The following is a 14,050-nucleotide window of genomic DNA, read 5'->3' on the forward strand; positions in this document are numbered from 1 at the left end:
TCTGGACCACGCCGGTCTCCCGCGACGCAACGTCAGGGAGCGACCGGTAGAATCTGTGCCAGCTTGCTGGTCTGTCCCGGCCTGATCTCGACGGTGAAATGAAACCGCTGGGTCCCGACCACGAGAGTGATCTTGTGCCGGCCCGGTGCGAGTTTCAAGGGGCTCACCGGCGGCACGGGGGTCTTGAGTCCCGTCGCGCGGCCGTCCACGAGCACCTTCGCCGAGGGACGCGAGGCGACGATCAGGTACCCGGGCTTGCCCTTCGCGGCGGTCCCATCGCCCGAGGCGGCGTCCTTCTTTTTTCCCTTCGCCGAGGTCCCGGCAGGGCGCGAGCTCTTGGGCGAGGTCCCCTTGGGCTTCTTGCCGGACCCCGAGGCCGCGCCCTTTGCCGTCGCGGCCCCCTTGGGCTCGGCGCTCTTCGTGGCCTTCTTGGTGGCGACCGCGGGCTGGGCCTTCGGCTTGCGCAGCTTCACCGTCGCCGCCGCATCGGGTGTCGCCGTCGCAGGCTCGGTGGCCGAACCCGCGTCGCGCGCATCGTCTGGCTCGTCGCTGGCCGCCGCCGTGCCCTCTGCGTCTCGGGCCGTCTTCGGGGCCGCGTCGAGAGACGCGACCCGCGCGTCGGGTGCGCTCGACGGGCGTGTGGCTCCATCCGCCGAGCGAGCCAGCGCAGCCACCCCCACCGCGCTGCCAGCCGTCGTGGTCCGCGGCTCCGCGGAGCGTCGGCCGAGCACAACGTACAGCGCGGCGGCGGCCGCGGCGAGCGCCAGCAGCACGGTCGAGAGGACGACGGGTAGCACCCAGACCGGCCGGCGCGACGGAACAGCGGCCGGGCGGCCCGAGAGAGGCACGGCCGGAAGCTCCACCCCCCACGGCGTGACGGGGCGGTCGATCACCGCCTCGGGCTCCTCCTGGCTGTCGGACGCGAGCGGCACCGGCACACCTCGCGGTCGCGAAGGAAGTCGCGGCCGACGGCGCTCGTCCACCGTGTGCTCCTCGGCGGAGAGGCTAGCGAACTCGAGCCCGGCGGCGCTCGGCTCTTCGAAGCCGGCCCGCCCGTCCTCGCGCGACCCCGTCGGCGCGTCCACCTCGGCCGTGTGCTGCTCCTCCTCGGGCTCCACGCTCTCCGACAGCCGGCGCCGGGGCAGCGCCAGGCTTTCCTTCGTCGGACCCTCCACGCTCGGACTCGTCCGTGCGCTCTGCGCCCCACGTGGGCCGCCAGCCACCGCCGTCGGCTCCGTGTCCCGCTTCCGGGAGCGCGTCGCCAGCAGAGAGATGCGCTCCTGCGCCTCGACGGTGTTGGCGTCCGGATCGTACGGCTCGCCGACGTCGCCCGTGTCGAACTCGGGCAGGCTGTCCATGCTCGAGGAGGCGACGCTCTCGGCCGTTTCCGCGCGGTCCACCGCCGCTGCGTCGTCCTCCGCGCCGCCGGAAAGACCGCCACCGAGCGAGCCGGCCAGCGGATCGATCGTGGTCGGATCGTCCTCCGCGTCCTCCCCGGCGCGGGGGCTCGAGTCCTCGGCGCTCGGGCGCGGCAGCTCCTTCTCGCGTGGGGCGCCCGACGCGGTCGAAGTCCCCAGCCGCGCGAGCAGCGCCGGATCGGTCGGCAGCTCGTCGGTGGAGAGCGAGACGGGCCCGGCCTCCGGGTTGGCGGCCTGAAAACCCATCAGCGTGCGCCGGTTGCCTGCCGGGCGCAGCTCCTCGAGCTCCGCGAGCCCCCACCCCTGGATCGCGCTCGGCAGGCCACGCGGGACCTCCTTGGCCATCGCCACGGGGTCGGTGCGCTGCGCAACGGTGGCCACGGACGAGATCCCGGGATCGCCGCCGGTCGCCTTGCCGACGTCCTTCTCCTTCGCCTTGTCGGCGGCGCGCTCCTTGTCGGCGGCGCGAGCCCGCGCGCTCGAGTCGGCCGCCGTCGCCGCGGAGGGAAGCTGTCCGGGGCTCGAAGCGACTGGCCGCGCTGCTCCGGGGCCACCGCTCGGCGGAAAGAGGGTGCGAGCCTGGGGGTCGATCTTCGCCTGCGCGTCCTTCGGCGCGACGACCATCCCCGACGGACGAGCGGCAGGCATGGCCTTTCCTGACGGCGCGGCGACCACGATCGCGGCCCCCGGCGGTCGCTCGTCGAGCACGGTGTTCGACGCGTCGTCGAGCTCGGCCGCGGTCGGCGCTTCGGCCAGGGCCACGGGGGAAAGCGCCTCGGCCTTGGCACGGCCGGCAAACGGCTCCAGACGCCCGCGCGGGCGACCGCTCGACGGCAGCGCCGCGTCTCCGCGAGCCGGAGGCGCGGAGGGTGCGGCGGCGGGGCCCGCGGGAGCCGCGACCGGCGTGCGCGGGGAGGGCGTGACCGGCGTGCGCGGGGAGGCTGCGACCGGCGTGCGCGGGGCGGGCGCGACCGGCGGGCGTGGGGCAGGCGCGACCGGCGTGCGTGGGGCAGGCGCGACCGGCGTGCGCAGGGACTCCAGCGCCAGCTCCCGCTGGACCGGCGCGCCCCGCGGGGGCGAACTATCTCCGTCGACAGGCTCTCCATCGGGCCCGGCCAGGTCCGTCGCGAAGGTGGACTTCATCCAGCGCGCGAGCTGCATCGCGCTGAAGGTGAGCTTGTGCGCCTGCGCGAACTCCTCGAGCGCCTCGTGGAGCTCGGAGGCCGTCTGGTAGCGCTTCGCCGGATCTCGCGCGAGCGCCTTGAGCAGGATGGCCTCGAGGGGCTTGGGCACGAACGGGTTGACCTTCGTCGGGGGCGGAACCGCGGCCCTTCGCACCTTGTCCAGGATGGCGAGCTCGTTATCCCCGTCGAAGAGGCGCTGCCCCGTAACGCACTCGTAGAGCACGATGCCGAGCGAGAAGAGATCGGTGCGGGGGTCGACCGCCTTCCCCTCCACCTGCTCCGGGGACATGTAGGGGTACTTGCCCTCGAAGCCCGTGTTCTTGCGGCTCGACCGGTTCAGCGCGCGCGCGATGCCGAAGTCGATGAGCTTCACCTCCCCTTCGTAGGAGAGGAGCACGTTCTGCGGGCTCACGTCGCAGTGCACGATGCGCAGAAGGTTGCCCGCCGCGTCGCGCTGGTTGTGCCCGTACTCGAGCGCGCCGCAGACGCCCGAGGCCACGAACACGGCGAGCGGCACGGGCAAGGTCTTCCGGCTGGCCTTGATCTGCCGCTGGATGCGCCGCAGATCCTTGCCCCGGATGAACTCCATGGCCAGGAAGTACGTCTCCTCGATCCGGCCGAAGTCGATGACCTGCGCGATGTTCGCGTGGGAGAGGTTGGCCGAGATGCGGGCCTCCTCGACGAACATGGAGACGAACTCGGCGTCGTCGGCGACCTGCGGCAGGACGCGCTTGATAGCGACGATCTTCTCGAAGCCCGCGAGGCCCGAGGCTCGGGCTTTGAATACCTCGGCCATCCCCCCGCCGCCGATGCGTTCGAGGAGCTCGTACTGACCGAATCGTACCGGACTCATCTCTAAAACACCGAACGGGTTGGAAAGCCTACTGCAACGCGACCTTGCGGCCTGCGCCGGGCAGCCTCGTCGCTGCGCTGCTCAAGATACCGCAAGTATCTCTCCGCTGCTCGCTCCTCGGGTGCCCGGCTCGTCACGCAATCTCGCGTCTCGTTACGACTTCCAACCCGTTCGGTGTTCTAGGCTGCGGTCGCTCGTCGTTGATCGGCCCTCGCACGTCCTCGCGAGGCAGGCGCGGAATCCATCAATGGTAGCCCAAGGCGTCCGAGCGCAGCAAGTTGACGCCTCGCGCGGCGCCAGGAGCGGCACCCGCACGAAGCCCTCCGGCTCCTAGGTCGGTGCGCCCCGGCTCCTTCCTCGATGGCGTCAGGTAGGCGCGAAGTGTACTGGGCGTTCCGGAGGCAGGGTCTCACCGAGCGGAGGCAGGGCGCCCCGTCCGCGGGAGTCTCCGGAAGGCGTAGCCGTCGCGCTGTTTGACGAGCGTCAGCCCGAGCTCGTGCAGCGCACTACGGATCTGCGGAGTCACCTTCGCGCTCCTGAGGTGCGATTTCCCCCCGAAGTAGCTCGCTCCGACGCGTCCGTTCTGCTTCCAGTGCACCATCTTGTTTCCGGTGGCCGCGTAGACCCTGTCGTTGAGGTCGCCGATCTTCAGCTGGAAACGCGCCTGGGGGCCCGCCGACACGTCGAGGGTGGCGGCCGGCGAGGCGTCGAGGACCCTCTGCTGCGCCTCCAGTCGCTTCGACGCACGAAGCTGCGCCGCTGTGGGATTCCCTTCCAGCGCGACCATGCCGCTGCCGCCGCGTGCCCAGGCCGCGGCCGGAAGCATCCCCACGAGAAGCGCCACGATCACGCGCGCAACGTGCACGCCCTTCCCGCTTGCTGGACGAAACATGACGAACCTCCGCGCGTGCTGCCCGGTTATCTGTCCTACACGACGCGCAGCGACAGATGGTTGCATCGCCCGTGCCACGATGAGGCTCGGCCCGAGACGGGGCGCGGGCGCCACCTCGAGGAAGCAAGGGCCTGGGATCAATGACAGTCCCGAGCTCCCGGGACGCGCGGCAGCTCCGCCCCTCTCCGCAGCGTCGGCACGCCGCGTGGCAACGGCTGGCGCGGTGACCGGAACAGGAAACCCCAGCGCGGGCGGCCGCCGACCTGCACGCGCCGTGGGCCCGGCCTCACGCGCGCCGGAAGATGAGGGAGAAGTTGTTCGCCGGCATGGGGACGCGCTCGACGAGGTGAAGGCCGTTCGCCTCGGCCGCGGTCGCGACCTCGGCCAGATCGCGCAGGCCCCAGAGGGGGTTCTCGCCCCGCAGATGAGCATCGAAGGCGGCGTTGCTCTCGGCGGTGAAGGCGCCGTCCACGTTGTAGGGGCCGTAGAGAAAGAGCAGCCCCGCGGCGGGGAGCGTGCGGCCGGCACCGGCCATCAGCGCGAGGGTGGTCTCCCACGGGGAGATGTGGACCATGTTGATGCAGAGGAGCGCGTCCGCCGCCGCGATCGGCCAGAGCGGCGCGGTGACGTCGAGGGGGATCGGGGGCAGCAGGTTCGGCAGACCCGCCTCGAGGCGCCAGGCCTCGATGCTGGCGAGCGCCTCCGGTCGCAGGTCCGAGGGCTGCCACCGCAGCCTCGGCCAGCGCGCCGCGAAGAACGCCGCGTGCTGACCCGTGCCGGAGGCGAGCTCGAGCACGAGACCGGCCTCGGGGAGATGACGACCGAGCACCTCGGCGATGGGCTCGCGATTGCGCTCCGTGGCGGCGGCGTGCTGCTTCATCCCACGGACCGTAGCAGGGTTCGCAAGCGGCGCGCGAGGAGGTTCGGGCCGGCGGCGGCGTATGAGGATGCATCAGACACTCCCGCAACCAGGTCCTCCTCACGCTCCTCGTCGCCGGCGCGAGCTCTGTCGCGCTCACCTCGAGCCCGCGGGCCGAGGTGCGACAAACGGCCACCTCCGTCCCGCGCGGTGACGGCACCTGCGGTGTGCTCTTCGGCGACGCGGTTCAGCGCGCGACGAACGGCCGGCAGCGTAGCGCCTCGCTCTACTGGATCGACACCCGCGGAGCGCGCGTGCTGGTGGCCCACGGCCACGAGCGCTGGGACACGCCGAGGCGGCTCGAGCTAGCCGGGCTGACGCTGCTCAGCGTAGCGCCCGAGCGCGGCGACGCGACGGTCGTCGTCTCGACGGAGCTGGCGCGACGGGCCGGCTGCACCGCGGGACGCTACCGGGTGGCCATCGACCACGCGCTCGGGCAGGGCACCGCCGTGCTGTCCGTGCTCCCCTCAGGACTCCTGGTCTCGCGGGGCGACCGCGTGCACTTCCTCGCCGCGGCGGGCCGACGCGCCCCCGAGTGGATGATGGTCTGGGGCTCGCCCTTCGAGCTCAAGCCCCTCTCGGAGGGCGGAAGCGGAGACGCCTACGCCCGCTACGGTCGGCACTACCTGCGGCACGCCAGCATCGACTAACCCGGCGGGCGCCTCCGCCAGCCTGTCACGCGCCAGCCATCCTGCCCCGACAATCCGTCCCTCGCGCCCGTAGCGCCGCGAGCAACCGCGGGGTTCTCCGTCGCGGCACCGTCCTTGCACTCTCCCCCGGCATGCCCCCGTCGTGGTTCTTCACTGCCCTCGCCGTAAGCTGCGCGAGCTACCTCGCGTGGCGCGGCCTGCTCGTCCTGCTCCGCGTTCGCCGCGCGCGGCACGCGTATCTCTCGCCAGGCGCCGGGGCGCCATCGACTGAGGCAGCATTCACCGACGCACCGTCTTCCGGCGCACCGTGGGCGCAGGCACCCTCCGCGTTTCACGACCGCTGCCGCGGAGCCCTCGTCGGAGGCGCGATCGGTGACGCGCTCGGCCTGCCCGCCGAGTCGCTCCCCCGCTGGCTCGTCCGCCTCCGCTACCCGGGAGCACCTCGCTTCCGCCGCGGCCTCGTCCGCTTCCTCCGCCGGGCCGGAGACATCTCCGACGACACCCAGCTCACCCTCTGCGTGGCGCGCAGCATCGATCCCGCGGGAAGCTACCTGCACGGGCGCTTTCTCGACGAGCTTCGCCTGTGGCACGGACACCGCATCGGGGCTGGCCGGGCCTCGAGCGTGGCGGCAGGTCGCCTGCGTCGCGACCCGACGACAGCCTCTGGCGTGCCGAGCGAGGGCAACGGCGCCGCCATGCGCGTCGCGCCCCTGGCCATCGCCCACGCGAGCGACGCCACCCCCGAGGCGCTCCTCGACGCGGTCGAAAAGAACGCCCGCTCCACGCACACCGCCCCCGCGGCCATGGGCGGCGCGAAGCTCGTGGCGCTGCTCGTCTGGCACGCGCTCCGGACGCCCCCGGGCACGCTCTCCGCACTCCCCCTTCGCGAGCTCCTGCCGACGCTCTGCGCGCAGGCCGGCTTCACCCCGCCGCCGGAAGTCGCGCCTCCCGGTCCCCCCTCCGGCCACGTCGCGAGCTCGCTCGGCGCAGTGCTGCGCGTCCTCTCAGCTGCCCGCGGGAACTTCGCGACCGCCATGGCCCTCGCGGTGCAAGGCGGGGGCGACACCGACACCGTGGCAGCCATCGCAGGCACGATCCTCGGTGCCCAGCTCGGGCTGCGCCAGCTCCCGGCCGAATGGGCCACGCGCGTGCAGCACCGCGAGACGCTGATCGCGCACGCCGATCGCCTGGCCTCGCCCCGCGCGACGCCGTGCTCCGCCCCTCGCGTGAGGTTGCCCGAAAGGCGCGCCCTCGAGATTGCCGAACCCGAGGGTGCCGCGCTCGAGCGAGCCGCGCCCGAGGCTGCCGTCATCGAGATCATGGGCGACGTCGCGCTCCGCGAGGTGGACATGGTCGTGAACGCGTGGAACCGCAACGTCGTGCCCCCCTGGCTGCTCCTGCCCCAGGGAGTCTCCCGCGCCATCCGGCGCGCCGGCGGAAGCGCCGCGATCCGCGACGTCTCCCGGCGCGGCCCCATGCCCCTCGGCTCCGCCTGGGAGACCCCCGCCTACGGCCTTCGCGCCCGCTTCGTCATCCACGTCGCCGGCATCGACCTGCTCTGGCGCGCCTCCGAGCGCTCCGTGCGCTGGTCCACCCGCCACGCGCTCCTCCTCGCCCGCACCCTCGGCGCCTCGAGCATCGCCCTGCCCCTCGTCGGCGCCGGCAGCGGCGGTCTCGACCCGGCGTGCGTCCGGCGCTGGATGCTCGAGGAAATCGTCGCCCAGGCCCACGCCTTCGACCGCGTGGAGCTGGTGGTACCGGGGGTGCGCCAGCAAGACGAAAAGCTGACCGGCGATGGCTCCGGCGACAACCCGCACTCAGCCGACGGCGGGTGCCGGCGCTGACGGCCCGGCAAGATACGCGTTAGCAATCTCCTCCAGCCAGGGGTGGCTTCCCTCATCGCGAAGCAGGAACTCGACGAAGAAGTCCTCGACCGCGGGCGAGCGCACGGTGGCGAGGAGGCGGAAGGCGTCGGTCCAGAGCTTCGGCAGGTACGCGCGTCCGATGCGCAGGGCCAGCTCCACGGCACGAGGGCTCTGCTCCGCGACGAGAGCGTGCAGCACGAGCCACAGGTTCCCCGCGGCCTCTTCGCCTCGCGCGAGGAGGAGTTCGACGCGGGCATTGCTCAGGTCGCCCGCGACCTGCCGCGCCGCCACGCCGCGAACGTCGGAGAACCGGGAGCTCGCCGCCTCGAGCTCGGCCCAGCTCGGAGCGCTCGTACGTTCACGCGTGGTCCCCTCGCTGGCGGGCAGGACCAGCGCGCGCCGCGGGGGCTCCACCCACCTGCCGGGACCCTCGAGTATCCGGACCGCTTCGCGCGGCAGCGTCGCGAAGGGCACGACCGCGTCCCAGACGCGGAGCGACTTCTGGCCGTCCAGGCTACCGACAACCGCCTGCCGCATCACCGTGAGACAAGGGAGCGGCACGCCCTCGAGCAGCGCGGCCGTGGCGCGGTGGTGGCCATCGAGGAGCGCCGAGAGGAACCCGTCGGTCCAGAGCGCGAGGCCGCCGAGAAGAGTGCCCTCCCGCAGCGCCATGCGGTATTCGTCCACGCGGTCCCCATCGCAGCATTCGAGCCCTTGCGTGGGCAAGAGGAACGCGGGGTAGCCCGTGGCGTGCCGATAGAGGTCGGTCTCCGTGAAGAGCCAGTCCTTCGAGGCCTCGAGTCGCGCGAAGCGTCGGGATAGCGCCCAGAAGGGTCGTCCTTGGCCGTCCGTCGGAACGTGTGGGACCCAGGAGACGAGGTAGAGCCCCTCCTCGAGCAGCCGCAGCACGGGCTCTAGGTCGGCCACCCGCGAGGCGAGCGGCGCCGGCGACGGATTCGAGACCCGCCGCAGCGTCTCGAGGACCGCGCTGTCTACGTTCTCGCGGCCATCGGCCAGGGCGACGAGCTTCTCGCAGGTCGGGCACCAGTACTCTTCGGCCTGCGCGTAGAGGAGCGGCGTCTCACCGCAGAGCAGCGTGCGGGTGAGCACCTCGTCCTCGCCCCGCACGGCCGCCCACCGCAGCGTGCCCAGCCCGCGCTCGACGAGCACGAGCACGCCCTCGCCGCGCCAGGGAAGCCCCTGCGCCTCGATCGTCGTGAGGATGCGGACGCTCGAGGTCCCCCGGTTGCCTGCCATCCGGAAAGCCTACGGAGCCTGTTGCCGCGTGTCGAGCGCCCTTGGTCAGAGGTCGTCATTCCCACCCGACCGTCCGGCAATGGACCTACGGCGCGGGAAGCGGGCGAGCGGCATGGTGATCGCGGCCGCTACAGGCTATGGTGACGGAAAGTGGACGCCGCTAACCGAATACCACTTGAGGTTACGGAGATGAAGCCATTGCCGAGCCATACCTTCCTAGCAGCTATGGTCGCTCTTCTCGTCGCCCTCCCGTCACACGCCGCTTATCCAGCAGATCCTGACGCTGCCGTCGTTCGGCTCCTCGCGGAGCTGAAGAAGCAGGGGCTCGAGTTCTCTGCCCTCAAGGACAACCGGCGGTCCATCGAACTTGCCGTGCCCAACGCCACGAACAGGACGCACGTGGTGTATCTTTTTGCGCCTCGAGCCGCCGTTATCTTCGGACAGCGGTATATTACGTTGTATGGGTTCGCCGCCCCTTCCAAAGGAGTCGACACGCTGAAAGCCTTGAACCAGGCCAACGCTTCCACCGTGCTTGGAACGTGGTTCGTGGGCCAGAACGGGCTACTCACCTACAAGATGGTCGTGCCGGACAGCATCCAGCCCGCAGGCTTCAAGAACTTGGTACTTCTGGTGGCGGGAGCCAGCGACGCCAAGGAAAAGGAAATGAGCGCGAAGGACCAGTACTGAACGAGGGCGCCTCCCCTCTTCGAGCACTGAGGCGCCGATGGGGCAGCCGCTTTAAGGAAACCGTCCCGGTCAGTAGTCGTCCTTGCCGTGTTCCTTCTCGTAGCTGTCGGCGGCGACGGCGACGAAGAACATGCTGGCCTTCAGCTCGGCGGGGTCGAGGGTGTCGAGGAGGTGATCGACGCTGGCGACGATCATCTCTTCCTTGTCGGAGGTCCAGAGGCCGTAGCGGGCGAAGAGCATGCGCTCGTTGCGCATGAGCAGGTCGGTCGCCTGCTGCTTCGATATGCCGCTAAACATGCCTTTCTTTAGCCGCAAACAGGGCGAAAAGAGCGTCACGACCGGATTGCCTTCCGGGTCCTTGGCCGTGAAGCGCATGTAGACCGCCTGGCTGCGTCCTCCGTCGAGTCCGCAGACGGCCTCGACACGCATGGCCTCCTCGTTCACGTGCACCTTGAGGCCGGCCAGGGTCGCCACCTGCGACAGACGCTCGAGCTGCTCCAGCTGTTCGCGAACCGACATGTTCGTCACCGTCCCTTGAGGAAGTTGGACATCAAGAGGTCACAGGCCTCCGGCGAGACCTTGAGCTCCTTGGCCACGGCCTTGACCGCGACGAGCTCCCTTTCGTCGATCCGATTCTCGGCGTGGGCCACCAGGAAGAGCGCCTCGAGAATCCGATGCGTCTCCATGGACGAGAGCTTGCGGTGCCGCCGCCCGAGGCATTCACGAAATCGGCCGAGGCAGGCCTCGGCCTGAAGCTGGAGCGTGCCGAGCGCCCCCTGGACCTTCTCGAGCGAGGTGAGCTTCACGAGCTGCTCCACCTCGGCCGGCGAGAGCGTCCCGTCGGCGAGCGCCACGTACAGGCCACCCCAGAGGTGGAAATCGACAAGCAGAGGGTCCGCCGCGCCCGGGGTCTTGCGCGCCAGCGGGTCCATGAGCGCGAGCAGGGTCGAGACCTGGCCGTCGAGCCCGCGCCGCTGCTCCGAGGGAGGAGCTCCGGGCGCCTCTCCGAGCTCCCGGTAGCGGGGCGATTCCCAGAAGAGCTTGAGCGCGCGCATGCGGAGCGGCGGAAACGGGTGCGAGAAGTCCCAGTCCTCGAGGCCCCCACCGTCGATGAGCTCGGAGGAGAGGAAGTCCCACTGCTCGGCGAAGACGGCCGGGTCGATCTTCGCGCCGGGAAGCCGCAGCCCCGAGAGGGTCTTGTAGAGCGCCGAGGCCGCCGTGTCGAGCGACCCGCAGCAGACGAGGCCGCAGCGGTCGGCCGAGATCTCCGACGCGCGCTGCCAGGCGCGGATCTGCATCGACTGCCGTTGCTCGAGCTCGTTCGACTCCACAAGCCTCCCCGCCCCCACGTCGAGGTGGCCGAAGACCGCGTGGCCGAGCTCGTGGCCGATCACGAACTGGAGCTCGTCCTCCTCGAGGGTGTTCACGGCCGCGCTCGAGAGCACCACCAGCGTGTGCGTGCGCCCCTTGGTGACGAAGGCGTTGATGGCAGCCTCTTCGTGGACGTAGGCCTCGAGCGGATCGCCGAGCCCCGCCCGCTGGCGCACCTCCTCGAGGCATCGCGCGATGGCGGGCATCAGCCGCGGCTCGACGCGTACCGCGGTGGAGAGGAGCTGCGCGCGGATCCAGTTGCGTCCTGCGCCGCCGGCCTGCGCCGTGAGCTTGGCCGCGAGCTGCGGCTCGGCCTTCAGGCGCTCCAGCAGCTCGAGGTCGGGGAGAAAGCGACTTGCCAGAAGCTTCGATGACGACGGAAGCACGCGCTGCCCCTCCCTTCGTGACCCTCAGCCTGGTGCGTGAACGCCCGTCAGTATGCGGCCAGCGGGGGTTAGGGGTCAACGGCGCCCGCGGTTCACCTCGCCCTCAGTTCACCGGCCCCCATTCGAAGACGGAGCCATGGGTGCCGAGGACGATGGCCGTGCCGAAGTCCAGGCGCACGATGCGCTGCGGCTTGCCGAGGTGGGTCACGCCGTTGGTGCTGGCGGTGTCGAGGGCGTAGAGCGCGCCGGCGAGCTCGAGGAGCAGCAGGTGCACGCGCGAGACGGTGTAGTCGGCGTGGAAGAGCCCGCGGCCGTCGCAGCGCTCGTAGCGCCCGAAGAGGAGGCCCCGACGGAGGACGGAGGCGCCGAGGACGAGCTCGCCCCGCTGCCCCGGCGAGAGGAACCGCAGCCGCCCGGCGGGCTCCTCGCCGTCGGCGACCAGGTTCTCGAAGGCCTCGACGGGGGGCTCGATCGGCGTGATGAACGTGCTGTTGCGCGACGACGACAGGGGAACGCCACCCACGGGTGTGCGCACGTTGCGGCGCGGGGCCCCTCTGCCCACGGGAGCGACCGGGCGCGCCCCGGCCTCCTGCTCGCCGAAGTAGATCCGCTCAGGGAGGCAGCTCCAGGCCTCGGCCGCGTCGTCCGGCCACAGGCCGCCGAAGCTGTCGGAGGTGAGAAGGAAGAGGGCGTAGCGGCCGCAGGAGACGAACATCGGCCCCTCGGCCTCGAGCGCCTGCATCTTCCGGCCGTGTTCGTCGAGAAAGCCGATGCCGGTGCGCAGGTCCATCAGGCGAAAGCGGAGGTCGCCCCCCTCGGGCCGGGGCAGAAGGACGGCGAGGAGGTGCCGGAGCGAGAGCGAGGGATCGGCGCCAAGGAGGATGTCGGCCTGCGAGTGCCGGCCGAGGACCACGGAGGTCACCGTGTCGCGCTTGACCTTCAGGTAGGCGGTCGCCACGAGGCCGGTGCCATCCACGGCGGCGACGGCCAGACCCGGCACCCCTGCCTGCGCCGTCAGGTGCCGCAGCCCCTCGTAGGCGGACGCGAAGGCCTCGGGAAAGGGAGGTGGGCAGAGCCCGAGGGGCAGGATCTCGGTGCACGCGTCCTCGGGCTCCCCGCCCTTGGCGACCTGGGGTCCGTAGATGATGGTCCGGTTGTTCAATCGTTCCTCCCGCGCTGGTTCGTGCATCCCATGGACGCGCCGCTCGCCTCGAATCTGACAGGCCCCCCGGACCTCGCCCGCCCGCCCGCGGCCCGCGTGCCGTCCCCGACGGGCACACGCGTACCTTCCGCGGGGGAACGACCACCCCCGAGCTTCACCACACATAACTGGGTCTTAAGGATTCAGATAGCAGGCCGCGCGGGAAGTGCCAGGGGGGGTATGCGAAATGATCGAGGCCGCGCCCGCCGAGCGGGTCGGCCTCAGTCCTTGCAGCAGACGACGCCGGTCATGCGCTTGTCGTAGTTGCAGCCCACGCCGTCGTTCTCGCTCGAATCGATCCGGCCGTCGGCCAGGCACGAGGCGTAGCCGCTCGCGAACTTGTAGGGGCAGCCGCTGCCCATCCCGGCCATGTCGATGTTGCCGGCCGTGTCGACGCCCGCCGTGACCGCCTTGGAGCAGCCTTCGTAGCAGGCGCCGTTGTCCTGCGCGGCGTCGAAGGCGAAGCAGCCGGCGAAGGCCGAGGCGGCGGCGTAGGTGACCTTCTTCACGGCCGGCTCCTTCCCGCGGCAGACGTGCCAGCCCGCGGCGCAGATCGAGCCCGCCGTGGAGACGTCACCGGTCCACGTCCCGCTGCAGGCCGCGATGGCCGGGTAGATCACGGGATCGGTGAGGCCGTCGCGGGTCCCGTCGGCGCAGCCGATGGGCGAGACGCCCTGGTCTGGCTTCGGCGCGTCGGGCTTCAGCGTATCGGGCACGACCGCGTCGGGGATTTGCGCATCGGGACGCGCCGCGTCGGGAACGCCAGCGTCCGGCCGAGGCACCGCGGCGTCCGGCGAGCCGCCACAGGCCGTGGTCCCGCCCGTCAGACTCCAGCTCGAGACGACCGCGCGGTAGCAGGTCCCGGCCGAGCTCTGCTCGAGGTGGTAGCTCGAGAAGGTGAAGGGGGCCTCGCAGAGCCCGCTGACCTTCAACGTGCCGCTCGCCTCGACGGTGGTGCGGCCGGAGCTGCGCACGACGCCCGCGGTGATCGTGCCCTCGAGCGTGACCCTCCCGATCTTGCAGGCGGAGAAGCTCGCCTTCCCCGCGGCGAGGTCGATCGTCGCCGTACCCCCGGCCGGGCAGCTCTGGGCCGGCACGTCATCCTTGCCGGCGGCCTCGAAGAGCTTGCCGACGTCGATGCTCACCTCGTCGAGGATGGTCTTCGCCAGGTCCTGGTTGTCGATCGCCGAGCAGACCTTCTGCGTCGTGGAATCGTTGCAGGCCCCCGCCGCGAGCAGCACCACCCCCACCAGCCACCGTCTCGTTCGCATCGTTCGCCTCCCGAAGGTTGAAAGGTCGGCTAGGGTAACCGCGACCGACGCCGGCGACAATCGCCTGGGTCGGACACCGCCTGCGTCGAAGGTCCG

Annotated in this window: 11 protein-coding genes; 3 read left to right on the top strand and 8 right to left on the bottom strand. The window is 71.2% G+C overall.

Translation table 11 applies throughout. The features are described 5' to 3' along the window. Nucleotides 1-32 precede the first annotated feature (32 nt). From IT371_03545 to IT371_03555, 3 genes are all read right to left on the bottom strand, one after another. Entirely contained in the window at nucleotides 33-3,455 is a 3,423-nt protein-coding gene (locus IT371_03545; GenBank protein ID MCC6746705.1) for a protein kinase, read from the bottom strand. Nucleotides 3,456-3,864: 409 nt separating this feature from the next. After that, on the bottom strand, nucleotides 3,865-4,347 hold the full coding sequence (locus tag IT371_03550) for a hypothetical protein (protein MCC6746706.1): 483 nt from the start codon (nucleotides 4,345-4,347) through the stop codon (nucleotides 3,865-3,867). Between the two features lie 286 nt (nucleotides 4,348-4,633). Continuing rightward, nucleotides 4,634-5,227, bottom strand: a complete 594-nt coding sequence (locus tag IT371_03555; GenBank protein ID MCC6746707.1) for a DUF938 domain-containing protein — start codon at nucleotides 5,225-5,227, stop codon at nucleotides 4,634-4,636. Nucleotides 5,228-5,385: 158 nt separating this feature from the next. Between IT371_03555 and IT371_03560 the strand changes: the two genes are divergently transcribed. Both IT371_03560 and IT371_03565 read left to right on the top strand, forming a co-directional pair. Then, nucleotides 5,386-5,916, top strand: a complete 531-nt coding sequence (locus tag IT371_03560; GenBank protein MCC6746708.1) for a hypothetical protein — start codon at nucleotides 5,386-5,388, stop codon at nucleotides 5,914-5,916. 131 nt (nucleotides 5,917-6,047) lie between these two features. After that, nucleotides 6,048-7,760, top strand: a complete 1,713-nt coding sequence (locus IT371_03565) for an ADP-ribosylglycohydrolase family protein (GenBank protein ID MCC6746709.1) — start codon at nucleotides 6,048-6,050, stop codon at nucleotides 7,758-7,760. Here IT371_03565 and IT371_03570 read toward each other — a convergent pair. Beyond that, nucleotides 7,734-9,038, bottom strand: a complete 1,305-nt coding sequence (locus tag IT371_03570) for a hypothetical protein (protein MCC6746710.1) — start codon at nucleotides 9,036-9,038, stop codon at nucleotides 7,734-7,736. The genes IT371_03565 and IT371_03570 overlap by 27 nt on opposite strands. A 189-nt stretch (nucleotides 9,039-9,227) precedes the next feature. Between IT371_03570 and IT371_03575 the strand changes: the two genes are divergently transcribed. Continuing rightward, nucleotides 9,228-9,725, top strand: coding sequence for a hypothetical protein (locus IT371_03575; protein ID MCC6746711.1), 498 nt, complete (start codon nucleotides 9,228-9,230; stop codon nucleotides 9,723-9,725). Nucleotides 9,726-9,794: 69 nt separating this feature from the next. Here IT371_03575 and IT371_03580 read toward each other — a convergent pair whose 3' ends face one another. The 4 genes from IT371_03580 to IT371_03595 all read right to left on the bottom strand — a co-directional run bounded on the left by IT371_03580 (nucleotide 9,795) and on the right by IT371_03595 (nucleotide 13,954). Next, the gene (locus tag IT371_03580; protein ID MCC6746712.1) at nucleotides 9,795-10,244 is read right to left on the bottom strand and encodes a hypothetical protein; all 450 of its coding nucleotides are present in this window, start codon (nucleotides 10,242-10,244) and stop codon (nucleotides 9,795-9,797) included. Nucleotides 10,245-10,249: 5 nt separating this feature from the next. Continuing rightward, on the bottom strand, nucleotides 10,250-11,482 hold the full coding sequence (locus tag IT371_03585; GenBank protein MCC6746713.1) for a M48 family metallopeptidase: 1,233 nt from the start codon (nucleotides 11,480-11,482) through the stop codon (nucleotides 10,250-10,252). 103 nt (nucleotides 11,483-11,585) lie between these two features. Continuing rightward, the gene (locus tag IT371_03590) at nucleotides 11,586-12,644 is read right to left on the bottom strand and encodes a hypothetical protein (GenBank protein MCC6746714.1); all 1,059 of its coding nucleotides are present in this window, start codon (nucleotides 12,642-12,644) and stop codon (nucleotides 11,586-11,588) included. Between the two features lie 260 nt (nucleotides 12,645-12,904). Then, entirely contained in the window at nucleotides 12,905-13,954 is a 1,050-nt protein-coding gene (locus tag IT371_03595) for a hypothetical protein (GenBank protein MCC6746715.1), read from the bottom strand. Nucleotides 13,955-14,050 lie beyond the last annotated feature (96 nt).

The sequence above is a fragment of the Deltaproteobacteria bacterium genome (genome assembly GCA_020848905.1).
Taxonomy (GTDB): Bacteria; Myxococcota_A; Polyangia.